Here is a 22,694-nt window from a genome sequence, read left to right as displayed (position 1 = left end):
TAAAGAGTTGTTGGAGTTGTGGTGCAGGCGAAGCAAGTAGCCTTACCACGGTCAGTGATAATTACTTCTGCGGAGCGTCCTTGACAGTGATGCCCATGGAACGTGCAGTACCAGCGATGATGGCTGCACCGGCCTCAATGTCGTTGGCGTTCAGGTCTTCCTTCTTGGTGGTTGCAATCTCCTTGCACTGATCCCAAGTAACGGAGCCGACCTTGTCGGTGTGCGGAACGCCGGAGCCCTTCTGAATACCCGCAGCCTTCAGCAGCAGCTTGGCTGCCGGCGGGGTCTTCAGCTTGAAGTCGAAGGAACGGTCTTCGTAGACGGTGATTTCCACCGGCACGATGTTGCCGCGCTGGGACTCGGTAGCAGCGTTGTAGGCCTTGGTGAACTCAACGATGTTCACACCGTGAGCACCCAGAGCCGGGCCAACCGGCGGTGCCGGGGTAGCCTGACCTGCCTGGATCTGCAGCTTAATGAGGCCAGTGACCTTCTTCTTTGCCATCTTTAAACCTTCTTTCTGTTATCAACGCGATCCGCAGCACCCTATACCCTTGTTGAAACCGCAAGGTTCCGCATGGGGAAAGTTACGCCCGTTCCCGCGCCAATTGATGGCCAGCACGGGGTTTATCGCGTCGACCGGATGCCGGAGTTTCACCGGCCACCGGAGGATGTAAAACTTGCCTGTCGATCTGCGAGCTAAACCCGCAGACAACCTGCATAACTCTAGTTCAGCTTCTCTACCTGATCAAATTCCAGCTCAACCGGGGTCTCACGGCCGAAGATGGAGACCATGGCCTTCAGTCGGTTGTTCTCGGTATCGATCTCGCTGATGGTTGCAGAGACGGAAGCGAAAGGACCGGACAGGATGGTGACGGACTCGCCTTCCTCGTAGTCCACCACAACCTGCTCGCTGGCCGGCTTCGGCGGGGGGGCCACACCGGTAGAGGAAACGTCCACGCCGGTTGCCGGAACCTCTTCGCCATCCTCGGTCTCCTGCGGCTTCGCGGTCTCCGGCGGCAGCAGGAACTTCGCAACCTCGCGGATCTTCACCGGGGTCGGCTTGCCTTCGTTGCCAACGAAGCTGGTCACACCAGGGGTATCGCGAACGACGGACCACGAAGCGTCCTCCAGAGACATACGCACCAGCACGTAGCCCGGCAGCAGCTTGCGCTTGACGATCTTGCGCTTGCCGTCGCGCAGCTCCACAACCTCTTCGATCGGCACAACGACCTCGTGGATCTGCTCGTCCACTCCCAGGGTCTGCGCGCGCATCTCCAGGTTGGTCTTCACCTTGTTCTCGTAGCCGGAGTAGCACTGGATGATGTACCAGTCGCCCGGCAGCTTCTTCAGCTGGCGCATGAACTGGCGCAGGCGCGTCTTGTACGCCTCCATCGCCGCATCCTCGGCAGACTTCTCTGCCTCGTTGCCCTCGCCGCCCTCGGAGGCCTCGGCACCCTCAGCCGTCGCTGTTTCTTCAGCCCCTTCTGTAGCGGGGGCTGCGGCGTCGTTACTAGTGACGCCCTCAGCCTCAGCGCCCGCAACGTCCTGGTGCGCCTCAGCAACAGCCTGCTGTACGTCTTCTTGCGCGGCCGCAGCAAGACTCTCTGCGCTGACGGCCTCGTTGTTCTGGTTTTCTTCGGTCATGGAAGCACCCTCCATCCATTAAAAATCCGCCTATCGCCGGGCGGCGAAGGCGGTGTAAGAATTGATGTTCGCTAGTGTAACACGTTAGCGCATGATCTGCTGCAAGCCCCAGCTAGCGGCCCAGTCAGTACCTGCAACGAGGGCGCATACGAAGATGAGGAACAGCAGCACGATGATGGTGTAGTTCACCATCTCGCGGCCAGTGGGCCAGATAACCTTGCCCATCTCGGAGATCACGCCGCGGATGTAATCCGCAATGGCGCTAAAGGGGTTCTTCCTGGTCTTAACAACCTCCGGCGCCTTGGAGCTGGAGTTTGCAACCGCGCGGGACGTCGTGGCCTCGCCGGCTACCTGGCGCTTACCGGACGGACGAAGGCTGCCGCCCTTGCCGGAATCGCCGGCTGCGGTCTTTTTGCTCTCGTCGCTCACGTCTGAGTTCTCCTTAAAGGTACCTACAAGGAAGATCGTGCAGGGGCGACAGGACTTGAACCTGCAACCTGCGGTTTTGGAGACCGCTGCTCTGCCAATTGAGCCACGCCCCTATCGAAGTTCTGATTCACGAGTGTACGCGACCAGATCAACATAGGTGAAGCAACATGCTGCGAGCGCCGAAGTTGACCCCGTTATCCGGGTTCGTTCCTTCCTGCGCCATGCAGTCAGTGCAACGTTCCAAAACAATAGCAGGGTTACGAGTGCGCAACCAAATGGGGTGCGGGCGCTGGGGCTAAGGGGACTGGAGCTAAAGGGGGCGGGGCTAGGGGGAGCAAACACAAAACCACCCGGTGACTTTGATCACCGGGTGGTTTTGTTTCTAGTTTGTAGCGGTGGAGGGACTCGATCCCTCGACCTCACGATTATGAGTCGTGCGCTCTAACCAGCTGAGCTACACCGCCATCGACGCCACTTTCCTACGGACCGTCAACGGTCTGTGTCTAACGTCGCGTGACGGTGCGCATAAAATGACAGAGCCCCCTGACGGAATCGAACCGTCGACCTTTTCCTTACCATGGAAACGCTCTGCCGACTGAGCTAAGGGGGCAATACTTCTTTTTGCTCTGCGGATTGTTTTAACCGCATCGCTTGAAGCCTGAGTTAGCTTAACCACCCAGCTACGTTTTACACAAATCGGCTGGCCAGGCGGCCATTCCAGCCTCATTTTAGATGCAAGTTCGGCACTCTTCGCCACAAATGTCGTTAGAACGACATCTATCCCCTCCCCGGAGCCAGAACCCGCACCCGGACATAGCAAAACCCGGTGGCCACCCCCACACAGGGAAGTAACCACCGGGTTGTTGTTTGCCATTTGGCTTTGTGCCAGATGATGGATTCGAACCAACGAAGGCAGAGCCGGCGGATTTACAGTCCGCTCCCTTTGGCCGCTCGGGCAATCTGGCATGCACCATTCGGTGCGCTGGTAACTCTACTACGAGTCGCCCCAACTTATGCAAATCGCCAGCGCAAAAGCCCCTCCGGGAGCCCCACTGGGAGCAATTACATCAGCTACCCTAACCGCTCCAAGGCGAAGTCCATCAGGCGCCGCAGCGCATCGGTCACCCGATTGTCTGGCAGCTTGGCCAGCTCGTCTTCGCCGTACTGGCGGTACCGCTGGACGACCTCGAAGGACTTGTCGCGGCCTTCGGAGCCACGGATAAGCTCCAGCGCCTCGTCCACCAGTTCATCATCCGTCACCGGTCCGGTGAGGATCTCGCGCAGTCGCGCCCCTGTGGCGTCATCCTGCTGCATTGCGTAAAGAACCGGCAGAGTAAACACGCCCTCGCGCAAGTCCGTGCCAGGCTGCTTGCCGGAAACCTCCGGATCGGCCCAGATGTCGATGATGTCGTCGACAATCTGGAAGATCTGGCCAACATTCCGGCCGAACTGGAACAGCGCGTCGCGGTGCTCGTCGGAAGCGCCACTGTGCAAGGCACCCAGCCAACCGGCGGAAGCGATCAGCACGCCCGTCTTCTCCTGAATGACGGTCAGGTAGTGCTCGATCTCGTCCTCCCCCTCGCGAGCGCCGACGGTTTCGCGCATCTGCCCGGTCACTAGCTCCCGGAAGGTCTCCGCGAAGTGCTGCACCGTTTCGGTGCCCAGCTTTGCCATGATGTCGCTGGCAATCGCAAACAGGTAATCGCCCGCCAGGATGGCCACGGAGTTGTTCCAGCGCTTGTTGGCGGATTCCGCCCCGCGGCGCTGGTCGGACTCGTCCATAACGTCATCGTGGTAGAGCGTAGCCAGGTGGGTTAGCTCCACCACCGCGGCAGCCTCGTTGACTTGCCGCGCCGTCGGGTTTTCACCGTAGTGGGCCGCCAGCAGTGCAAACATCACACGGAAGCGCTTACCACCTGCGTCGAAAAGATGGCTGATCTTGTCGGTGAGGAAGGATTCGCCAACCGACAACCGGTCCTTCAGCAGCTGCTCAACCTGCTGCATCGACTGGCCCAAGGCCTCGTTGAGTTGCGCGTCCCCGACGTCAGGGAGCGCCGGTTTACGGGGTGTGGCACTTGGCATGTCCGTGGTCAGCCTCGTCTTTTCCTCTTGAACTTCACATGCGGTCTTTCACATGTGGTCTTTACGTGTCTACGGACACTTTAGTCCATTACCCAGACGGTGTTTAACCCGCGTGTTCCCGTGTCGACGCCTGCGTCTGCCGAAGTGTCTCCCCTGGCATCTGCCCAGGCGCCTACCCAGTACCGACGCCACCGCGCCCGCACCCGCGTGGAACAATGGGTGTCGATGAACTCCCCCGCCGCTGAAACCTCCAATCTTGTGACCTGTGATGTCGTTGTCGTGGGCGCTGGCCCGGCCGGCTCCGCTGCTGCTTTCCACGCTGCTCGCGCCGGTTTGGATGTGGTGATGGTGGACATGGCCGACGTTCCGGGCACAGGATCGGACACAGCACCGGGTCCAACACCGGGCACTGGCAGTACTGGCAGCACTGACAACAGCGCCTCGGGTTCCCTCCCCCACGGGCGCGACAAGACCTGCGGCGATGGCCTCACCCCGCGCGCTGTCGCCGCTTTGGAATCGATGGGCGCGCTCCACTTACTGAACGGCGCCCCGCACATTCAGGGCCTCAAGCTGCACGGTTTCGGCGGTTCCGTCACCGCGCCCTGGCCTTCGGGCGGCTTCCCGCAGCGCGGTTCGGCCATCCCCCGCTCGCGCCTCGACGCTGCTCTGGCCCGCCTTGCCATCGCTGCGGGTGCGCGTTTTATCCAGGCCAAGGTTATGGACGCCACCTCGGATCCAGTAACCCAGCAACTCAGCGAGGTCGCTGGCACTCGCACGGGCGAAGGCACCCAGGGCGCTGGCGCTGTCTCTTCAGTGAAGATCCGCGGACGTTTCTTTGTGCTGGCAGAAGGAGTGCGCAGCGGCATCGCCCGCAAGTTGGGAGTGCAGTGGGATAAGGGGCTGGTCCATGGCATCGCGGCCCGCAGCTACATCGACACTCCCTTCGGAGACGAGCCGTGGATCCATTCGCACCTGGAGCTCAACGACTCTTCGGGCACGGCCCAACCGGGCTACGGCTGGGTTTTCCCCCTGGGCAACCCGGCTGAAGGGACAGGTAGCAACCTCGCCACAGTTGAAGGCATTGGCAAGGCGAACCTCGGCTGTGGCGTGTTGGCAACCACCAAGCGCCCGGCAAAGGTGAACACCAAGAAGCTACTGCGCGACTATGCCCGCCAAGTCAGCGACGAGTGGGGCATCGTCGGAGAACCGACGTCCATCACCTCCGCACTGCTGCCCATGGGCGGGGCTGTCAGCCGCGTGGCCGGACCCAACTGGGCCGCCATTGGAGACACGGCAGCGCTCGTCAATCCGCTGAATGGCGAAGGCATCGACTACGCCTTGGAATCCGCCGAGCTGCTGGTTCGGTTATTGGTTGACGAGTGGGGCGGACCGGAGCGGTGGGCGTCCAGAATAAAGAGCAACAATGGCGCCGGCATAGCGCCAGAATGGACGGCCGAACTGCAGAAACAGTACGGGCTCGCGTTCGGGCTGGCGCGGCGGCTGGCGGTGGTGCTGACGATGCCGGGGCTGATGAGTGCGCTCGGACCGATCGGCATGCGCGGGCCGCTGGCGAATCGTGCGATGGGGGTGGCCACGCGCCTGATGGGCAACCTAGTGAGCGCCGAGGACCGCGACGTGGCGGCCAGGCTGTGGCGGGGCGCGGGGCGAGTAGTGAACCTCGCGCCGATCGATAAACCCTTTGCAGCGCGGGGCTAGATTGCGCCGCAGAACAACGGCGCAGGGCTAGTCAGGCTTAGCGGCGAATAGCGCTGTGGAGGGCGACGATACCGCCCGTGAGGTTCTGCCAACCGACCTCTCGCCAACCGCAATCGCGGATCTCCGCTGCGAGTTCCTCCTGGTCAGGCCATGCGCGGATCGATTCGGCGAGGTATTCGTAAGCCTCCGCGTTGGAGCTGACAAGCTTCGCAACCTTTGGCAGGGCGCGCATCAGGTATTCCTTGTAGACCGTCTTGAAGATCGGAATGACTGGGGTGGAAAACTCCGCGACGGCGAGCTTGCCGCCCGGTTTCGTGACGCGCGCCATCTCACGCAGGCCGGCGCGGAAGTCCACAATGTTGCGCAGCCCGTAGTTGATGGTCACCGCGTCGAAGGTCTCGTCCGCGAAAGGCAGGTTCGTGCCGTCCGCGCACACCATCGGGACGTCTCGGTGGGAACCCGCGGCGAGCATCCCGAAGGAGAAGTCGCAGGCGATACAGGTGGCGCCGGTGCGGGCGAATTCCTCGGTGGAAACGCCAGTGCCAGCGGCTAGGTCCAGCACCAGGTCACCGGGCTTAAGGTCCAGGCGCTTGCGGGTGCGGATGCGCCAATAACGATCCTGGCCGAAGCTCAGCACCGTGTTGGTGAGGTCGTAGTTCTTGCCGACCGCGTCGAACATCGACGCGACTTCCTGCGGTTTCTTTTCCAGACTTGCCCGAGACACGACTCACATCTTAGCGCGGGCGTTTCGCCTACTTCGCGACGGGCTCAGCGCTGACCTGCGTGGCTTGCTCGGCATTGGTGCGCGCGACGAGCTCAGCCGCTACCTCGACCTCGGTCTCGTCGGCGGTCGGGCGGGGAACCTCCCGCACGCCCGTGAAGTCACGCTGCGAGTTCGTCCGCGGCGCAGCCTTGCCGCCCTGTGCAGCCTTGCCGCCCTGTGCAGCCTTGCCACCCTGCGCGATGGCCTGGCGGTAGTAGCCAAGCAGCTGGTCGCACAGGCTGCCCCAGCTCTTGTTCTGCACGCCCTCGAAGGCATTGTCGCGGTAGGAATCCAGGCCACCGGCCAGGATGGAATCCACAGCCTCGACCAGCTCTGCCTCGAAGTTCTCCACATTCAGCAGGAAGCCATTGTGGCCTGGCTTGATCAGGTCGATGGGGCCACCGGCGGCCGGGCCGATCGTCGCCACGCGGGAAGCCTGGGCCTCCTGGATCGCCTGGCAGAAAGTCTCGAACTGACCGGTGTGCACGAAGATGTCCAGGCTGGCGAACGCGTGGGCCAGGTCTTCGCCATACAGCCCACCCGTAAATACTGCGGTGGGCATCAGGGCCTTCAGCTCATCCATCTCCGGGCCATCGCCGACGATGACCAGCTGCACGTCGTCCCGCCCGTTCAGGGCTGCCATGCGCTCCACGGATTTCTCCGCAGCCAGTCGGCCTACAAAGCCGACGATCTTCCGGTTCGCTTCCAGCGCGTCCGCGCTCGCCGTGCCGCCGCGCTTACGCTCGCCTTCCAGCAGCCATTCGCGCCGCAGTTCCGCAGAGCGCTTGGCCGGGTTGAAGCGCTCCGTATCCACACCACGCCCCCAGTGCGCCACGCCGCGCACGCGGTTTTCTTCCAGCTCGCGCATCGTCACGGAGCTCGGGGCCAACGTCATGGCACACATGTTGTGCATGACTCGCACCCAGCGCCATGCCATCTTGGACAGGAACTTCATCTTGTAGTTGTTGGCGAATCCGGCAACGTCGGTCTGGAAGATCGCCACGCACGGCAGCTTCAGCGCCTTGGCCACTACTGCGCCTGCACCGCCCAGGACGAAGGGGCTGGCTAGGTGCACGACGTCCGGCTGGAACTTCTTCAGCTCCGTGTAAAGGTTCGTCATGGGCACGCCGATCGGCAGGGAGTTGATGCCCGGCACATCCACTACGGGCACGCGGGCGATGCGGAAGCCCTCGTAGGTTGCAATTTCTTCCTGCCCCTTCTTCGCCCCCGGTGCGATAACCAGGGCTTCGTGCCCGTTGGCACGCAGATGCTCTAGCACTCGGAGTACGGAATTAACCACTCCGTTGACGTTGGGCAGAAAGCTCTCGGCGACAATTGCAACTCGCATACCCTTCAGCATCCCTTTTGTAGGTCACACCAGCGTTTCTTCTGGGTAAAAACATTAACAAGTCTAGGGAAACAAAAGGTTACTTTCGGCCCCAAAATACATGCTTCTTCTGCCAGCGCCGGATCAGTAGCGACAGGACGGCGCAGACAAGCAGCCCGGCGGACATGGAGGACAGCGCTGGCAGGAATGCCAACGTCCACCCCCTCCCCTGAACCTTCACGTTCTCGGGGTCGCTGACCTGGTATTCGACCTTTACGTTTTGCCCTTCTTCCAGCCCGGACGGGTACTTCAACCCTTCCTCGGGCTGCTGATAGTTGCCGTCGGCATCGCGGAAACGCACAGTGGTTCGCAGGGTCTGCACGGACACTACTTCCGCCGTCGCCTCCCCCTTGTCACGCGAAATCGCATAGTCGTCGATCGCCGAGGTCACGATCATGCCGCCGCACACCAAGATCACCAACCCCGCCAGCGCAATCACGGCCTGTTTCGCGCGCCGCAGCCTACGAGCCGCACGGAATTGTTTCGGCGTGAGCTCGGCGTTCCTCACGCGATTCATCGCTTACCCGCAATTCTTTTTTCTATTTCTTGACGCCCACGCCTGTCCACCTTCACTTCCAGCACCGTGATCCCGTTTCCGCCGAGCTCAGCGTGCTCTTCGATGGCGTCAGCGAGCTCTTCCACGCTGCAAGCAAGCTTGTGTTCCACTCCGAATCCGGCGCACAGTTCCGCGAAGTCCAAGTCCAGCGGGGCGCCGAATACGCGCTCGAAGGCGGCGGTGCCGTCGGCAAAGGTGCGTAGATCATCCGCACCAGGTTCGAGGGTTTCGAAGATCCCGCCGCCACTGTCGTTGGTCAGCACGATCAGCAGGTTATCGGGCCGCGGCTCCAGTGGCCCGATGTTCAGGCCACCCAGGTCGTGGGCGAAGGTCAGATCCCCCATCACTGCAATGGTGCGCGGTGCACGGATTGCGGTCGGGTCGGAGTGAGCGTGCGCCATCGCCGCCCCCACCGCCGTGGAAATGGTTCCGTCGATCCCCGCCGCCCCGCGGTTGGCGATCGCCCGTACCCCGTCAAAGGGCAGCCCGGCGCGGGATGCATCCCGCACCGCCGTAGACGCCCCCAAAACCAAGAGGTCCCCGTCGCGGAGAGCGTCCGCAACAACGGCCACAGCGTGTACCGCGGTGAACGGTTCGTGCTTCGCCAACCCCTCGCGGACCTGGTTTACGCCCATGTCGCTGATGGCGCGGGAGACCTGCAACCAGCTTTCCGGCTGCTCGCCGCGGGGCCGGACGGTGCTGCCGACCTCATCGACGTTGCCGAATACGTCTGTCACGTTGCGGGTATCGCTGAGGGCGATGACGTGGATGTCTTTGTTGGCCAGGAGCTTTGTGACGCCACGGTGGAGGGTTGGCCGGCCGATCACCACGATCTGTTCCGGGGTGGTGACCGCCGAGTGTTCTCCATCGCTGACGACCTGGGTGCTGAACATGTCGACGGCCGCGCTATGCACGGGGAAGTCGGGTGCGGGCGCGACGGGTTCCGCGATGGTTGGCACATCGGCTAGCTCGTCCATGATCGAACGAGCCCAGGCAGTATCGGCCACCGATCCGGCGATGACCAGCGTGCGAAGGGAAAGATCCACCTCTACCTGGCCAAAAGGCAAGGCGCGGGGCGTGTGTGCGGGGGTTTTGACTGTTGTTGCTGCAGCCCCTGCGATTTCCCCCGCCCACAGCGATAGCTCGTCCAGTGTCGGCGGCACGAGCGGTTCCCGCAGTGGCACGTCTAGGTGAGCTCCACCGCCGTCGATGGGATCTGTTGCTGCAGCGATTAGCTTGCGCACCAGGTCGCGGAGCTCCGTTGCGGCGTCAGCAGTGGCGCCTTCCAGTGCCAGTTCGCCCGTGTTCAGTGTGCACACGGAATGGGTGCCGAAGATCTCCGCTTGGTCGATGGTCTGGTTGGCCCCTGACCCCAACATGGAGAGCGGCCGGTTCGCCGAGAGTACAACCAACGGCACGCCAGAGAGCGTGGCCTCCACCATCGCCGGTAGGCAGTTCGCCACCGCCGTCCCGGACGTCATAACAACTGGCACCGGCTGGCGCGATACCTTCGCCAGCCCCAGCGCCAGGAAGGCCGCCGAACGCTCGTCGGTGCGGACATGCAGGCGCACCCGCCCGACCCTTTCGGCTTCCACGAACGCCAGGTTCAGCGGCGAGTTCCGCGAGCCGGGGCACAACACCGCCTCGCGCACACCACTGCGAATCAGCTGGTCAACCAGCACCAAACCCGCGCGCACTGCGACGGGGCTGGGTAGCGCAGCAGAGTGTGCTGCAGAGCGTGTGCCAGAGCCTTGAGTCGGATCCTGGGAAGAACTATCAGCGTTAGTCACAGTTCCACAATCTACCTTCCGCCCTCCAAGTAGCTATAAGCCGCACGCAAGCGATTCAGCCACCAATCGCGCCTCTCGCCGGTGAGGCGGAACTCCGCCAGCCGATCGGCGTCGGGAGCTAAAGCGCCGGTGTGCATGCGGCCATCGACGATCCGCCGCTCTGCGAGGTCGTGTTCAAAGAGCGTGCCGGTGGCCAACCCGGCGGCGTTGGGTTCGGCGACCATGCCGTCGTCATCGATGTGCACCAAGCTGGCCGCTGCCTGCAGACCCGCGCCGAGGCCCACTGCTGTATCCAGGGCCGAGCTCACCGTGATGGATACGCCGCGTTGCGCGACCTCGCTGGCGACCCGGCGGAGCTGATCCACGCCCCCGAGAGGCGGCACCTTAAGCACGGCCACGTCACACGCTCCTGCGTCGGTAACCTCCTTGACCGCTGTGATCGGATCCGCGCTCTTACGAATGGCCTCGTCGGCCGCAACCCGCACAAACAATCCCCGCCGCATGAGGCTCTGGCGCACCTCCGCCAGCTCGGCGACGGTGCGACAGGGCTGCTCCACATAATCCAGCGGGCCATCGGCGGCGAGGGTTTCCACGACCTCCAGGGCTTGCTGGACGGTCCAGCCACCGTTGGCATCCATGCGGATCCGCGGCGCGACTACTCCCTGTTCGGCGTACCACTCGCGGACAGCGCGGACGCGCTGAATGTCTTGACGCATACTGGCTGCAGGATCCTTGGCCAGTGCGGTTTTCTCCGCCACCTTGATCTTCACCGTGGTGCATCCGGGGTAGCGAGCCATGAGGTCATCGATCACTCCCGGATCGGCTGCGGCATCGACCGCTGGAATGGTCGCGTTCACGGGCACCCAGCGTTCGGAAAGATCTGTGCCGCCACCGATATCGCCACCACCATAGCCAAAGTGGATTGCCGAGCGCAGCCACAGGGAGGACTCGGCCGGCTCGTACTCCGGGAAGGGGGCGAACTCTGCCCACTGGGACGGGGCGTCAATAAGAAGAGCCTCGCGGGTAGTCACACCACGGAAGGGCACCCGCATCGGTAAGGCAACTACCTCCGCGCGCTCCTCAAGATCGGCGAGCGGCGGCAGTACGAAAGTAGAAGGGCTATACATGCTTCCTACCTTGCCAAAAGAGGTCGGCCGATAGAATAGCGGGCATGACGAACTCCAGCAGCAACCCCTTTAACCCCGAGCTGTGGCGCCCGGTCGATGTGCCGGGCGTGAACAACTTCACGGACATCACCTATCACCGCCACGTCGGCGAAGGCCGCGCCAACGGTATTGTGCGCATCGCCTTTGACCGCCCTGAGGTGCGCAATGCCTTCCGACCGCACACCGTCGACGAGCTGTACCGGGCGCTGGATCACGCGCGCCGCACCCCGGATATCGGCACGATCCTGCTGACCGGTAACGGGCCGTCCCCGAAAGACGGCGGCTGGGCGTTTTGCTCCGGCGGCGATCAGCGCATCCGTGGCCGTTCCGGTTACCAGTACGCCACCGAGCACAACGACGACGTAGCCGCCGCTGGCGCAGAAGGGGTGGACGAAGCTCGCGCGAAGGTCGAGGGCGGCCGCCTGCACATCCTGGAGGTGCAGCGCTTAATCCGCACGATGCCGAAGGTTGTGATCTGCCTGGTTAACGGCTGGGCCGCCGGTGGCGGGCACAGCCTGCACGTGGTGTGCGACCTGACTCTCGCCTCCCGCGAGCATGCGAGGTTCAAGCAGACGGACGCCGACGTGGGCTCCTTCGATGCAGGCTATGGCTCCGCGTACCTGGCCAAGCAGGTGGGCCAGAAGTTCGCCCGCGAGATCTTCTTCCTCGGCGAGGCCATCGACGCCGAAACCATGCACCAGATGGGCGCCGTTAACCGGGTAGTGGACCACGCGGACCTGGAGGACACCGCCATTGAGTGGGCGCGAAAGATCAACACCAAGTCCCCAACAGCGCAACGCATGCTGAAGTTCGCCTTCAACCTCACCGACGATGGGCTGATGGGCCAGCAGGTCTTCGCGGGTGAGGCCACGCGCCTGGCCTACATGACCGACGAGGCGGTCGAGGGCAAGGAGGCCTTCCTGGAAAAGCGCGAGCCGAACTGGGACGACTTCCCGTATTACTACTAGCGGGGCTATCCGGGAGGCCTACCACCAGACGAACGCTTTTGCCAGGCCAAGGTGCTGGTTAATTGGTAGCGTTATTTTCATGAATATTTTTAAGGACGTCAGCATTCTGATCTCCCGCATCCTAGTCGGTGTGGTGTTGGTCGCACACGGTTGGCAGAAGTACAACTCCTGGACGATCGAGGGCACCGCGAAATCTTTCGAGGGCATGGGCGTACCCTCGGCCAACATCGCCGCGCAGGTCGCGACGTATTTCGAGCTCGCCGGCGGCGTACTTTTGATCCTGGGCCTGCTAGTTCGCATCGTCGGCCCGCTGCTTTTTATCCAGATGGCTTTCGCCTTCGGCTTTGCCCACTGGGGCAAGGGTATTTTCATCGCTGACGGCGGGTGGGAGCTCGTCGGTATTCTGGGCGCGGCGGGTCTCGCTCTGGCAGCGCACGGCGCTGGCACCTACAGTTTGGACTACCTGTTTATGACGCCCTTCCGCGCCCGCAAGGAACGTAAGGAACAGGAAGCGAAGAGCACCGAGACTGCTTATTGCAACCAGTCTTTCGCGCCGAATAACTCCAGCTTTAACTCGGCAGGCGCTCCGGCTGGCAACACCTTCAGTAACTCCACCGGCAACTCTTTCGGCACTTCCGGTGGGCAGCAGACGAATAACAACCCATTTAGCTCCAACGCTGGATCCACCACTAATTACGGTCAGTGGAATAGCCCCACCCCTACCAGCGCTACCGGCACCAGCAGTGCTCCTAGCAACACCGGCACCAGTGGCAACACGAATCCTGCGGACTCCGAGGCGCCAACTACGCAGTGGCCGGGCTCCAAGTAAGCGCTTAGACCCTCAAGGTCGCTTCTTTTACCCCCGCAGACAGGGTTACTAGCCCTCTCTGCGGGGTTTGTGCATTTCTTCCTCAAATCCCCAATAAGGTGGGCACAAAAAATGCTTGACGTTCCCCACTGTTGTTAACTACCCTATGTTCTAGCTTTAAATACTTCACGATTTGAGACCAGGAAGGAGAGCGCGCATCGTGTTCAACCCATTCACTCAGCTCCGGGCGAAGCTCCGGACGCTAGACAACACAGAGGCCCCCGACCCAGCCACCACCGCACACGACCATTCGGCAGACGATGCCCTCCCCCTCCCGGAGGAATACCGCATCTACCTCAAAGCAAACCGTGACCTCCCGACTCCCTTCTTGAACGCCTTGGACACCCGCAGCCCGTCTTACCTAGATATCCTCGCCTACCTGATCGACACGGGGAAGACCCCCGCCACCCGTCAGGACATCCAGGCAAGCTTCCTCGCAGTACACAAGCGCCTCCCCGGTCCGGCGGAATTAGAATCCACGGTGAAGCGAGTGCAGGAATTCGGCCTGCACGCCGACTAAAACCTGCAGCACCGTTCAGGCTGAGCTGTCCGGGGCAGGTTGTACATTGGTCAACATGACCGGAACCGTCGCCCTCCTCCCCTTGCAGCCGACTGTCATCAGCGCGGAATCACCCGAGCTCTTCGCTTCCTCTCTGACTGCACTGAAGCGCCTTCTCGCAGAGGAGGTCGCCCTGCTCCCCCTCCCGACAGACTGGCGCTGCACCTGCCCTGACCTGCCGGAACAGATGCGTGCAGGTAGCTCTAAGGAAGCAGACGCCATGGCGCCCGGAACCCTCATCGCCTGCACCTCCGGTTCTACTGGCACACCGAAAGGTGCGGTGCTTGGACCACGGCAACTCACAGCAAGCGCCCGCGCCACCGAGGCTTTCCTCGACAGAGAATTCTCCGGCGCACCCGGCGCTTGGTTACTCACACTGCCAGCGCATCACATCGCCGGGCTGCAAGTGATGTTGCGTAGCCTGCGAGCAGGCTACGCCCCGCTGGCGGCGCGGAACTTGCTGGAACACACCCCTTTTAGCTCCACCGGATTTGTGGCAGACACGCAGGCTTTGGTGGAGGCATACCCGGGCGTGGACCTCTATACATCCCTTGTACCGGCGCAGTTAGAAAGAATTGCTGCAGACCCCGCCGCCGTGCAGGCACTGACACGCTACACCTGCGTGCTGGTCGGTGGCGCGGCGGCGCGTGGGGGCGTCATAAAGAAAATGGCAGAAGCAGGGGCTCACATCGCACTAACCTACGGCTCCAGCGAAACAGCGGGCGGCATGGTGTACAACGGCCAGTGCCTGCCGGGTACGCAGGTTCGCATCGACAACGCGGACGAGCGCGGAGCCGGGCGCGTGCGGATCACCGGCCCCATGGTGGCAGCGGGATATCGCAACGTCGACGCGGCAGTCGCTGCAGAGGTTTTTCCGGCGCCGGGAGAGTATTTAACCTCCGACATTGGGATGCTGGACGACGGCAAACTGCAGATCCTGGGGCGGGCCGACGGGGCAATCAATACCGGAGGCTACAAGGTGCTTCCCGAGGAAGTGGAAAAGGCAGTTTGCCAGCACGTTCCCGGGGCGCAGTTGGCCTTCGCGGCGGGCGTGAAAGATCCGGAACACCCAGAGTTTGGGGAATCAATCGGAGCGCTCGTTGTCTTGCAAGGCGATAGCGGTGAAAGTACCACTGAGATCACCACGGAAGTGCGCGAGTCCATGCGCGGACGCGTGGGACGGGGCCTACTCCCCCGGCGCGCGTGGGCCGTTGACGAACTGCCGACTATCGGCCCAGGAAAGATCGATCGGCAACGGGCAGCAGCGATGCTGCGTGAACATGCGTCTGCGGGGGAAGACTAGAATGAAGAGGTTTGCTAGGCACCCCTAGCCACATAAGCCCCAGAAAGGCGGACCATGACCTCCACGACCAAGCAGTACCCCGGAGCGACACCAGCCCAGTGGCTCGAAGGAGCACGCCCACACACCTGGGCCAACGCTGTCGCCCCCGTGTTGGCCGGCACCGCTGCGGCCGCGCTGGTGGGGGCAGCAAACCCCCTGCGCGCAGTGCTGGCCGGGGTGGTTGCCCTGGCGATGATCGTAGGCGTGAACTACGCCAACGACTACTCCGACGGCATCAAGGGGACGGACGATGATCGCTCCGGCCCACTTCGCCTGACCGGCAGTGGGCTCGTGGAGCCGAAGAAGGTCAAATATGCGGCGTTTGCTTCCTTCGGCGTGGGAGCGGTCGCCGGCATCGCCCTAAGCGTGCTGAGTGCCTGGTGGTTGATCCTCGTCGGAGCCGCGTGCATTGCCGGAGCGTGGTTCTACACCGGCGGCAAGAACCCCTACGGCTACCGAGGCCTGGGCGAAGTCGCGGTGTTCGTGTTCTTTGGCCTGGTCGCAGTGCTCGGCACGGAGTTCACTCAAAGCGGTAGCATCAGCTGGCGCGGAGTCCTGCTGGCTATCTCTGTCGGTAGCCTTTCCAGTGCCGTGAACCTGGCTAACAACCTGCGCGACATCCCCACCGATTCGGTAAGCGGCAAGATCACCCTGGCGGTGCGCCTGGGGGACGCGAACACCCGCCGCCTGTGGGTGGGGCTCGTTTCGCTGGCGGTTGTCTTCACCGTCGCCATCAGCATCGGCCACTGGTGGGGGCTGCTAGCTCTGCTGGCTACTCCCCTGTTCGTCATCGCTGCCCGTCCCGTGACAGGTGACGCTCAAGGCAAGGACCTCATCCCCGTGCTGGGATTGTTGGGGCGCGGCATGCTGCTATGGTCGATCCTGGAGTTTGCCGCCGCCTTGCTGGCTACGTAGGCGGCTGACCAAAGGCCACCCCGCGGAAGCGGACATTGTCCTCGATCTGCCGGGCCAAACCCTCCACACCACCACGTCCTGCGGTTTGCCGTTCATGGCAGCGAGTCTAGTCGTCCAGGCGCTCCTGCAGCTGGTCGCGGAGGCTCTGCCTGTGAGCCCGACGGTCGGCGTCCCACCGAGCCACCTGCTCGGTCACGCGCAGTCGCAGTCCCTTAAACATAAACATGGACAGCGGCAGAGCCAGGATCAGCGCCAACGTCATGCTCAGCAGCAGCGGGAAGTAGTTCGCCATGCCCAGCAGAATCACGATCGAGTGAATGATGAACGTCAGCACCAGGAACAGAAGGAGGCGCAGGAATGCGTACAGCGCCACATCGCGGACTGCCTTGCCCTTGTCCAGGTTCCCTTCGTCCTTTTTCTTGACGCCCTCATCGTCAGCAACAGCAGTGTCAGCCACAGTGCTTGTATCCTCTGCCGCGCTGTTGTTCTTCGGGTTCACATCATCGTTAGTCACGCACCTAACCCTACGTTTACCCCAAGGGCTTGGGGTAATCACGAGTCTGTTCCACCGGCATTTCAGAGCCAATCCACTAGGATGATCGGCATGGGTCGACTTTTGCTTTTCTTCTTGGTCATCGTCACGATTGTGCTGCTGTGGAAGGCATTCGGGCCACAGACCTGGGGGAATGGTTCGCCGTTCGGCCGTAGGGGCGTCACGAAGAAAAAGTCGCAAGAAATAACCCGCAAGGGGCCCGACGACGACCCGGACTTTCTGTGGAACATCGAGAAGGAACGCTTCAAGAAGCGGCGCGCGCAGGAAGCCAAAGAGGCTGAAGAAGCCGAGCGTAAGCGGCGCCAGGAACTCCGCGAGCAGCAGCGGCGAGAAGCGCGCGGCGACGACAAGCGCGACAACGAACGAGACGCGCAGGATCCGAAAGACGGAGCGTAACTAGAGCAGCTCCACCCGCGGCGAACGGCCCGTGCGATAGTGGTCGATCAGCAGGAAGATGTTGTCCCAGTCCTTGTAGACTGCCGCGCGGCGCAGAACATCAGTATCCTCGGTGCTTTCTGATGTGCGCCCACCACCCGGCGCGCGATACAGCGGCCCCGGCATCGGCGGCGGTACTCCCGGCACGGCGGGGGCTTGGCGGCGCTGCTCGTGCTGAATGATGGCCTGCTCGTAGACCATCCCCGGCAGGCTGGGCGAAATACCGGCGAAGTGCGCGTAGTCCAGGGCGGGGTCGCCGACGGTCATGTCGGAAAAGTCGATCACTCCCACGCCACCCTCGGCCGTCCACAGCATGTGATCTTCATGCAGTTCGCCGTGGTTCAGGGCGCGCTGCTGGTACGGGCGGGCAAGCATGTCGTCTACCTGGGCGAATACGCGCTCAACGAAGTCGGTTTCCGCCGCGGATAGGTGCGGGGCAACGACCTCCGCCACGCGCTGCTTCATCAACTCCAGCTTGCCGGGCAGGCTGCGTGGGACGCGGTTCGGGGTGCTCGTCGCAGCGCCGTCGGACCACCAGGAATCCACCCGGCTGATGGGCAGCACGTCCGGGTCGAAGGCATGCATGGTCGCCAGCAGGCTGCCCAGTTGTTCGGCTACCCACGCGCGCTGGCTGGCGGACAGGCTCTGCCACAGCTCGGCGCTAAGGGGCTGGCCCAGCACTTCGGTCTGCATGGTCAACATCACGGGCTCGGCGGTGTTGAAAGTCCCCCGCGCATAGGCCTGCCGCACTGTCCCCGGCACGCGCACCTTAGTGCGGCGGAAAAGCTGCGCGATGAGGGAGGATTCCAGCATCGCCTGGGTGCGGTATTCCTCTTCGAAGGGCACACGCACCACCACGGATTCGGGCAGCATGTCATTGAGCTCGTATTCCTTGGAGCGGAGCCCGTCGAGGATCACCACCGCATGGTCGATCCCCTGCTTCGGCACGCGCTGGCCGGTCCATTCCAGGTCGCGCCACGTCCGCGCCACCATCTCCGGGATCGTCTCAATCGAAATAGCCATGTGCTTCTAACGCTCTTTCCCGCGCTTCAGCAGCGCGCCGAGGTACTGCCCGTAGGCGCTCTTGCCCAGCTTGCGTGCGGATTCCCCCAGCTCCGCATCGTCGATATATCCGAGCCGCCAGGCGACTTCCTCCGGGCAGCTGATCTTCAGCCCCTGGCGCTGCTCAACCGCGCGGACAAAGTCGCCGGCGGCGGCCAGGTCGTCCACCGTCCCGGTATCCAGCCAGGCGGTTCCGCGTGGCAGTACCTCCACGTGCAGGCGCCCTTCGGCCAGGTAGCGACGATTGATGTCGGTGATTTCTAGCTCCCCGCGGTCGCTGGGTTCCAGGGATTTGGCGATGCGCACCACGTCGTTGGAGTAAAAATACAACCCCGGCACGGCGTAGTTGGACTTCGGCTCAGCCGGTTTCTCTTCCAGGCTCAGAGCGGTGCCTTCGCGGTCGAACTCCACCACTCCATAGGCCTCAGGTTCCGCAACCCAATAAGCAAAGATCGCCCCGCCGTCGGGGTTGTGGAAGCGTCGCAGTTGGGTTCCCAGGCCGGTGCCGTAGAAGATGTTGTCGCCCAGCACGAGCGCCACCGAGTCGTCCCCGATGAAGTCCTCGCCCACAATGAAGGCCTCGGCCAGGCCGTTCGGCTGGTCCTGCACCGCGTAGCTGATCCGCACGCCGAACTGCGAGCCATCGCCCAGCAGCCCGCGGAACTGCTGCGCATCCGCGCCCGTCGTGATCACCAGGATGTCGCGGATCCCCGCCAACATCAGGGTGGTCAGCGGGTAGTAGATCATCGGCTTGTCGTAGACGGGCACCAGCTGTTTGGACACGCCCTGCGTGATCGGCCATAGCCGCGAACCGGTTCCCCCGGCCAGGATGATGCCCTTCATCAGTCGGTTTGCTCCCACTCGTCTGCGGCCTGCAGCGCCTCGGCCCAGTCCGCGCGCAGCTGTGCCTCCCATGCCCGCACCTCGCGGTATTGGGGCAGTCGGTCGCGCACCTCGCTGAGGCTAGGTGCCTCTTTATCTTTGTCGGACAGCACGGCTTGTTCCTTAGGGACGCCCCACGCCACAGCCAATTCCGCGTCAAACGGGTCGATCCCGTATTCTCTCTGCGGGTTGTAAGCCTCGGTAACCAAGTAGTTCACAGTCGTCTGGTCATCGTGTGCGCGGAACCCGTGGCCCACCCCCAGGGGCACGTACACGCTGATGTTGTTCTCGGCTGACAGTTCCACGGTAATGTGCTGGCCGAACGTCGGCGAGCCCACGCGCACGTCCACCAGGACGTCCGTGATGGCACCCGACAGGCAACTGACGAATTTCGCCTGCCCCGGGGGGACATCCGCCAAGTGAATCCCGCGCACTACGTCGCGGGAAGAACGCGAAAGGTTGCCCTGTGCGACCTCGAACGGATACCCCAGCTTCTGGCCAAACAGTTCTGCCTTGAAGCTTTCGTGGAAACTCCCGCGACCGTCACCATGCACCTTGGGCACGTACGCCCATGCTCCGGGGATGGGCAGATCCACGATGCTGCCGGGTTCAGCGGCAGCCAGTAGTTCTTCGGCGCGCGGAGTGTTTTCAGTCATGGCCTCTACTTTAGCGGCGCTACCGGACAACCAACGGCAAGGTTGTGCAGCGTCCTAGAAGTAGCAGGCCATCGGCCCATCCGGGCCGTCGACGACGGTGACGGGGGTGTTGAAGATGTCGCTCAGCAGCTCATCATTCATCAGTTCTGCCGGGGTGCCGAATTGGGCGATCTGCCCATCCTTGACCGCACAAATGTGGTCGGAATACTTCGCTGCGAAGTTAATGTCATGCAGCACCACAATGATGGTGCGGCCGAACTCCGAAGCCGCGCGGCGCAGGTGCTTCATCATCTGCACTGCGTGTGCAATGTCCAGGTTGTTCAGCGGTTCATCCAGCAGCACATAGTCAGTCTCCTGGCACAACACCATCGCCACATAGGCACGCTGGCGCTGCCCGCCGGACAGCTGATCCAAGTAGCGATTCTCCAACTCCCGAAGGTTAAAGAAGTCGATGTAGGTGGAGATGATGCCCTCGTCCTCCCGCGTCAGCCGCCCCTTGGAGTACGGGAAGCGGCCGAAGCCCACCAGCTGGCGGACGGTCAGACGGGTGACAAAGTGGTTCTCCTGGCGCAGGATCGACAGCACCTTCGCCAGGCCCTTCGACTTGGTGGTGCTCACGTCGAAGCCGGCGACCTCGATGGTGCCCTCATCCAGATCCAGCAGCCGCCCCATCATCGTCAGCAGGGTGGACTTGCCCGCGCCATTGGGCCCGATCAGGGAGGTCACGCCGCCCGCGGGGATTTCCAGGTTCGCGGGACCAATGTGGGCGCCGGAGCCGGTGGCGTCGCTATATTTCTTGGCCACCTCGGATAGCTTGATCACAGTCGCCCCTTTCTGAGGATGACGTAGAGGAACACGGATCCGCCGACGAGCTCAATGATGATCGAAACCACGCCCTGGGCGTAGAAGATGTGATTCATCACGAAGTACGCACCCGCCAGCACGAAGAATGCCGTGGCGATGGCCATCGGGAAGACGTAACGGTGATCCGGGGTACCGGCGAACTGATAAGCCAGAGTTGCCACCAGGAAGCCCAGGAAGGCCATCGGCCCGACCAGCGCAGTGGACACAGCCATCAGCACAGCGACCAAGATCAACACCGCAAGCGACTGCCCGCGGTGATTAATACCCAGGTTCGTTGTCGCATCGCGCCCCAACGCCAGCACATTGAGCTTGCGGGACATCAGCAGCAGCGCGCTCGCGGCCACGGCCACTAGGGCGATAGAGATCGGAAAGTACTCTGGCTCTGCGTTATTCACCGATCCGAATAGTCGGGCGGTCAGCAGGTCGAAATCGCTGGGCGTCAATAAGCGTTGCATAAAGGTAGACACCGACCCCAAGCCTGCCCCGATAACGATGCCCACCAGCAACATCGCGTGCATGTTCGCGTTCTTGCCGGTCAGCAACCAGGAATACAGCAGCAGGGCAAACCCGACCATGAGGACCAGCTGAACAACGTAAGTCGTCATGGTGCGGGCCTCCACCAGGCCACTTCCGCCCAGGAAGAACACGGTGGAAGTGTGGATGGCGACATACAGCGATTCGAAGCCCATGATCGACGGAGTAATGATGCGATTGTTCGTCACCGTTTGGAAAGCCACCGTGGCCACGGCCTGGGCGACCGCGACGATGGCGATAGCGGTCACAGCGTTCATGCGGCGCTCCGCCAGCAGCCAGAACCCGCGCGTACCGAAAGGCATCGGGTTGCCGTACGCCAGCAGCCCCACCGCGGAGGCCACACCCAGCACGACGATGATCCCCAGGATCACCCAGTACTTCGCCATCGCGGATTGCGTGGGAAACGCGCCCGACGAACGGTCGGACACTCCGGAAAGCAGGCGCTGCGGCACCAAGCGTTCAAGGGTTCGGTTAGCCATCAGCGGTTCCTTACAATCAGCACGACGAACACCACGGCGCCGACGATGCCCAACACCACGGAGACGGGGATCTCGAAAGGCGAAATCAGAGTGCGGGCCAGCAGGTCACACGCGGCCACGGTGGCGATGCCCACCAGGCACACCCACGGCAGGTTGCTGCGCAGGTCATCGCCGCGGATCATCGAGACGATATTCGGCACGATCAATCCCAGGAAAGGCAGGTTGCCCACCACGACGGTCACCACACCCACGGCGATGGCCACCATCACGGTACCGACCAGCACGATCCGCCGGTAGTTCATGCCCACACTGGTAGCGAAGTCTTCGCCCAAGCCAGCCAGGGTCAGCCGGTCAGCCAGTAGGAACACGCCCACCACGACCAGCAGCACCACCCACAGCACCTCGTATTGGCCCTTATAGACCGAGGTGAAACTGCCCGCAAACCACACGCCCAGCTGCTGCAGCATGTCCGTCTGCAGGGCAACGAAAGTGGATACCGCAGAGACGACTGCGCCCAGCATGATTCCCACGATCGGCACGATCAGGGAGGAACGCAGCGATACTCGCTGCAGGAAGAAGAAGAACACCATCGCGCCGACGAAGGAGAACACCACTGCGCCGACCATTCGCCCCATTACGGTCGCGCCCGGGAAGACGATCATCACGAACAGCAGACCCAAGCCCGCCCATTCTGTGGTGCCGGTGGTGGTCGGAGAGACGAAGCGGTTCTGCGTCAACATCTGCATCACCAGACCGCACATCGCCATCGCCGCGCCCGCCAACACCAGGGCTATGGTGCGCGGTACGCGAGTGATCGAAAACATGTCGATGCCGTCGTGAGCGTTGAACACGTCGTACTCACCGACCAGCAGGCTGGCAATCAATAGCGCCCCGACAACCGAAGCGGCGACCAGGAACTTCCAGTCGACGAGCTTTCCCCGGGTACGCGCAACCCGAGGTTCGTCGTGAACCTCGGGTGACGTAGTGCTCTGAGCAGTCATTTTCGGCTGGTCAATCCACTTTCTGTAGCGTTCTCGCGTGCTA

The 22,694-nt window shown here is 62.6% G+C and carries 23 protein-coding genes and 4 tRNA genes; 7 read left to right on the top strand and 20 right to left on the bottom strand.

Annotated elements, in window-relative coordinates:
- Nucleotides 1-61: 61 nt before the first annotated feature.
- From rplK to HMPREF2678_RS03035, 8 genes are all read right to left on the bottom strand, one after another.
- Nucleotides 62-502: a 50S ribosomal protein L11 gene (gene rplK / locus HMPREF2678_RS03070; RefSeq protein WP_034971050.1), complete on the bottom strand. Its 441-nt coding sequence runs from the start codon at nucleotides 500-502 to the stop codon at nucleotides 62-64.
- Between the two features lie 221 nt (nucleotides 503-723).
- Entirely contained in the window at nucleotides 724-1,644 is a 921-nt protein-coding gene (nusG, locus tag HMPREF2678_RS03065) for a transcription termination/antitermination protein NusG (RefSeq protein ID WP_070550865.1), read from the bottom strand.
- A gap of 84 nt (nucleotides 1,645-1,728) precedes the next feature.
- Nucleotides 1,729-2,073 carry a preprotein translocase subunit SecE gene (gene secE, locus HMPREF2678_RS03060; RefSeq protein ID WP_034972589.1) on the bottom strand — a complete coding sequence of 115 codons (345 nt, stop codon included), beginning with the start codon at nucleotides 2,071-2,073 and terminating at the stop codon, nucleotides 1,729-1,731.
- A 40-nt stretch (nucleotides 2,074-2,113) separates the two neighbouring features.
- A tRNA-Trp gene (locus tag HMPREF2678_RS03055) sits at nucleotides 2,114-2,186 on the bottom strand.
- Between the two features lie 277 nt (nucleotides 2,187-2,463).
- Nucleotides 2,464-2,537: transfer RNA gene (locus tag HMPREF2678_RS03050), tRNA-Met, on the bottom strand.
- A gap of 73 nt (nucleotides 2,538-2,610) precedes the next feature.
- A tRNA-Thr gene (locus HMPREF2678_RS03045) sits at nucleotides 2,611-2,683 on the bottom strand.
- Nucleotides 2,684-2,956: 273 nt separating this feature from the next.
- Nucleotides 2,957-3,038: transfer RNA gene (locus HMPREF2678_RS03040), tRNA-Tyr, on the bottom strand.
- A gap of 106 nt (nucleotides 3,039-3,144) precedes the next feature.
- Nucleotides 3,145-4,155 carry a polyprenyl synthetase family protein gene (locus HMPREF2678_RS03035; RefSeq protein WP_070550833.1) on the bottom strand — a complete coding sequence of 337 codons (1,011 nt, stop codon included), beginning with the start codon at nucleotides 4,153-4,155 and terminating at the stop codon, nucleotides 3,145-3,147.
- 225 nt (nucleotides 4,156-4,380) lie between these two features.
- On the opposite strand from HMPREF2678_RS03035, the gene HMPREF2678_RS03030 reads away from it, so the two are divergent.
- On the top strand, nucleotides 4,381-5,871 hold the full coding sequence (locus HMPREF2678_RS03030) for an FAD-dependent oxidoreductase (RefSeq protein WP_070550831.1): 1,491 nt from the start codon (nucleotides 4,381-4,383) through the stop codon (nucleotides 5,869-5,871).
- Nucleotides 5,872-5,908: 37 nt separating this feature from the next.
- On the opposite strand, the gene HMPREF2678_RS03025 is transcribed toward HMPREF2678_RS03030, so the two are convergent.
- The 5 genes from HMPREF2678_RS03025 to HMPREF2678_RS03005 all read right to left on the bottom strand — a co-directional run bounded on the left by HMPREF2678_RS03025 (nucleotide 5,909) and on the right by HMPREF2678_RS03005 (nucleotide 11,494).
- Nucleotides 5,909-6,595: a demethylmenaquinone methyltransferase gene (locus tag HMPREF2678_RS03025; RefSeq protein WP_034972496.1), complete on the bottom strand. Its 687-nt coding sequence runs from the start codon at nucleotides 6,593-6,595 to the stop codon at nucleotides 5,909-5,911.
- A 28-nt stretch (nucleotides 6,596-6,623) separates the two neighbouring features.
- The gene (locus HMPREF2678_RS03020) at nucleotides 6,624-7,982 is read right to left on the bottom strand and encodes a glycosyltransferase family 4 protein (RefSeq protein WP_070550863.1); all 1,359 of its coding nucleotides are present in this window, start codon (nucleotides 7,980-7,982) and stop codon (nucleotides 6,624-6,626) included.
- 79 nt (nucleotides 7,983-8,061) lie between these two features.
- A complete protein-coding gene (locus tag HMPREF2678_RS03015) occupies nucleotides 8,062-8,538 on the bottom strand; it encodes a DUF3592 domain-containing protein (protein WP_034992744.1) in 477 nt (158 codons plus the stop codon).
- A complete protein-coding gene (gene menD / locus HMPREF2678_RS03010; protein ID WP_070550829.1) occupies nucleotides 8,535-10,367 on the bottom strand; it encodes a 2-succinyl-5-enolpyruvyl-6-hydroxy-3-cyclohexene-1-carboxylic-acid synthase in 1,833 nt (610 codons plus the stop codon). Before menD ends, HMPREF2678_RS03015 begins: the two co-directional genes overlap by 4 nt.
- An 11-nt stretch (nucleotides 10,368-10,378) precedes the next feature.
- Entirely contained in the window at nucleotides 10,379-11,494 is a 1,116-nt protein-coding gene (locus HMPREF2678_RS03005; RefSeq protein WP_070550827.1) for an o-succinylbenzoate synthase, read from the bottom strand.
- 44 nt (nucleotides 11,495-11,538) lie between these two features.
- Between HMPREF2678_RS03005 and HMPREF2678_RS03000 the strand changes: the two genes are divergently transcribed.
- From HMPREF2678_RS03000 to HMPREF2678_RS02980, 5 genes are all read left to right on the top strand, one after another.
- Nucleotides 11,539-12,501, top strand: coding sequence for a 1,4-dihydroxy-2-naphthoyl-CoA synthase (locus HMPREF2678_RS03000; RefSeq protein WP_070550825.1), 963 nt, complete (start codon nucleotides 11,539-11,541; stop codon nucleotides 12,499-12,501).
- Between the two features lie 79 nt (nucleotides 12,502-12,580).
- Nucleotides 12,581-13,330 (top strand): DoxX family protein, encoded by a 750-nt coding sequence (locus HMPREF2678_RS02995; protein ID WP_070550823.1) that lies wholly within the window; start codon nucleotides 12,581-12,583, stop codon nucleotides 13,328-13,330.
- A gap of 199 nt (nucleotides 13,331-13,529) precedes the next feature.
- A complete protein-coding gene (locus HMPREF2678_RS02990) occupies nucleotides 13,530-13,889 on the top strand; it encodes a hypothetical protein (RefSeq protein ID WP_034971041.1) in 360 nt (119 codons plus the stop codon).
- Between the two features lie 55 nt (nucleotides 13,890-13,944).
- Nucleotides 13,945-15,231: an AMP-binding protein gene (locus HMPREF2678_RS02985; RefSeq protein ID WP_070550821.1), complete on the top strand. Its 1,287-nt coding sequence runs from the start codon at nucleotides 13,945-13,947 to the stop codon at nucleotides 15,229-15,231.
- Between the two features lie 54 nt (nucleotides 15,232-15,285).
- Nucleotides 15,286-16,185 carry a 1,4-dihydroxy-2-naphthoate polyprenyltransferase gene (locus tag HMPREF2678_RS02980; RefSeq protein WP_070550819.1) on the top strand — a complete coding sequence of 300 codons (900 nt, stop codon included), beginning with the start codon at nucleotides 15,286-15,288 and terminating at the stop codon, nucleotides 16,183-16,185.
- Nucleotides 16,186-16,291: 106 nt separating this feature from the next.
- Here HMPREF2678_RS02980 and HMPREF2678_RS02975 read toward each other — a convergent pair whose 3' ends face one another.
- Nucleotides 16,292-16,585, bottom strand: a complete 294-nt coding sequence (locus HMPREF2678_RS02975; protein ID WP_051898307.1) for a DUF4229 domain-containing protein — start codon at nucleotides 16,583-16,585, stop codon at nucleotides 16,292-16,294.
- A gap of 204 nt (nucleotides 16,586-16,789) precedes the next feature.
- Between HMPREF2678_RS02975 and HMPREF2678_RS02970 the strand changes: the two genes are divergently transcribed.
- On the top strand, nucleotides 16,790-17,134 hold the full coding sequence (locus HMPREF2678_RS02970; protein ID WP_070550817.1) for a hypothetical protein: 345 nt from the start codon (nucleotides 16,790-16,792) through the stop codon (nucleotides 17,132-17,134).
- On the opposite strand, the gene HMPREF2678_RS02965 is transcribed toward HMPREF2678_RS02970, so the two are convergent.
- From HMPREF2678_RS02965 to HMPREF2678_RS02940, 6 genes are read right to left on the bottom strand one after another with little or no spacing between them, the layout of a single operon-like run.
- Complete coding sequence (locus HMPREF2678_RS02965; RefSeq protein WP_070550815.1) at nucleotides 17,135-18,196, bottom strand: phosphotransferase family protein; 1,062 nt, start codon at nucleotides 18,194-18,196, stop codon at nucleotides 17,135-17,137.
- 6 nt (nucleotides 18,197-18,202) lie between these two features.
- Nucleotides 18,203-19,078, bottom strand: a complete 876-nt coding sequence (gene rfbA, locus HMPREF2678_RS02960) for a glucose-1-phosphate thymidylyltransferase RfbA (protein ID WP_070550812.1) — start codon at nucleotides 19,076-19,078, stop codon at nucleotides 18,203-18,205.
- Complete coding sequence (locus HMPREF2678_RS02955; protein ID WP_070550810.1) at nucleotides 19,078-19,773, bottom strand: dTDP-4-dehydrorhamnose 3,5-epimerase family protein; 696 nt, start codon at nucleotides 19,771-19,773, stop codon at nucleotides 19,078-19,080. Before HMPREF2678_RS02955 ends, rfbA begins: the two co-directional genes overlap by 1 nt.
- 54 nt (nucleotides 19,774-19,827) lie before the next feature.
- On the bottom strand, nucleotides 19,828-20,595 hold the full coding sequence (locus HMPREF2678_RS02950) for an iron ABC transporter ATP-binding protein (protein WP_070550808.1): 768 nt from the start codon (nucleotides 20,593-20,595) through the stop codon (nucleotides 19,828-19,830).
- The gene (locus HMPREF2678_RS02945; RefSeq protein WP_034980452.1) at nucleotides 20,592-21,650 is read right to left on the bottom strand and encodes an iron chelate uptake ABC transporter family permease subunit; all 1,059 of its coding nucleotides are present in this window, start codon (nucleotides 21,648-21,650) and stop codon (nucleotides 20,592-20,594) included. The genes HMPREF2678_RS02950 and HMPREF2678_RS02945 overlap by 4 nt, the downstream gene beginning before the upstream one ends.
- Nucleotides 21,650-22,651: an ABC transporter permease gene (locus HMPREF2678_RS02940; protein ID WP_034980455.1), complete on the bottom strand. Its 1,002-nt coding sequence runs from the start codon at nucleotides 22,649-22,651 to the stop codon at nucleotides 21,650-21,652. Before HMPREF2678_RS02940 ends, HMPREF2678_RS02945 begins: the two co-directional genes overlap by 1 nt.
- Nucleotides 22,652-22,694: the final 43 nt, after the last annotated feature.

This window comes from Corynebacterium sp. HMSC058E07 (assembly GCF_001809885.1).
Taxonomy (GTDB): domain Bacteria; phylum Actinomycetota; class Actinomycetes; order Mycobacteriales; family Mycobacteriaceae; genus Corynebacterium; species Corynebacterium macclintockiae.
The sequence above is the reverse complement of the archived record's forward strand: the minus strand, read 5'-3'. Positions and strand labels throughout refer to the sequence as shown.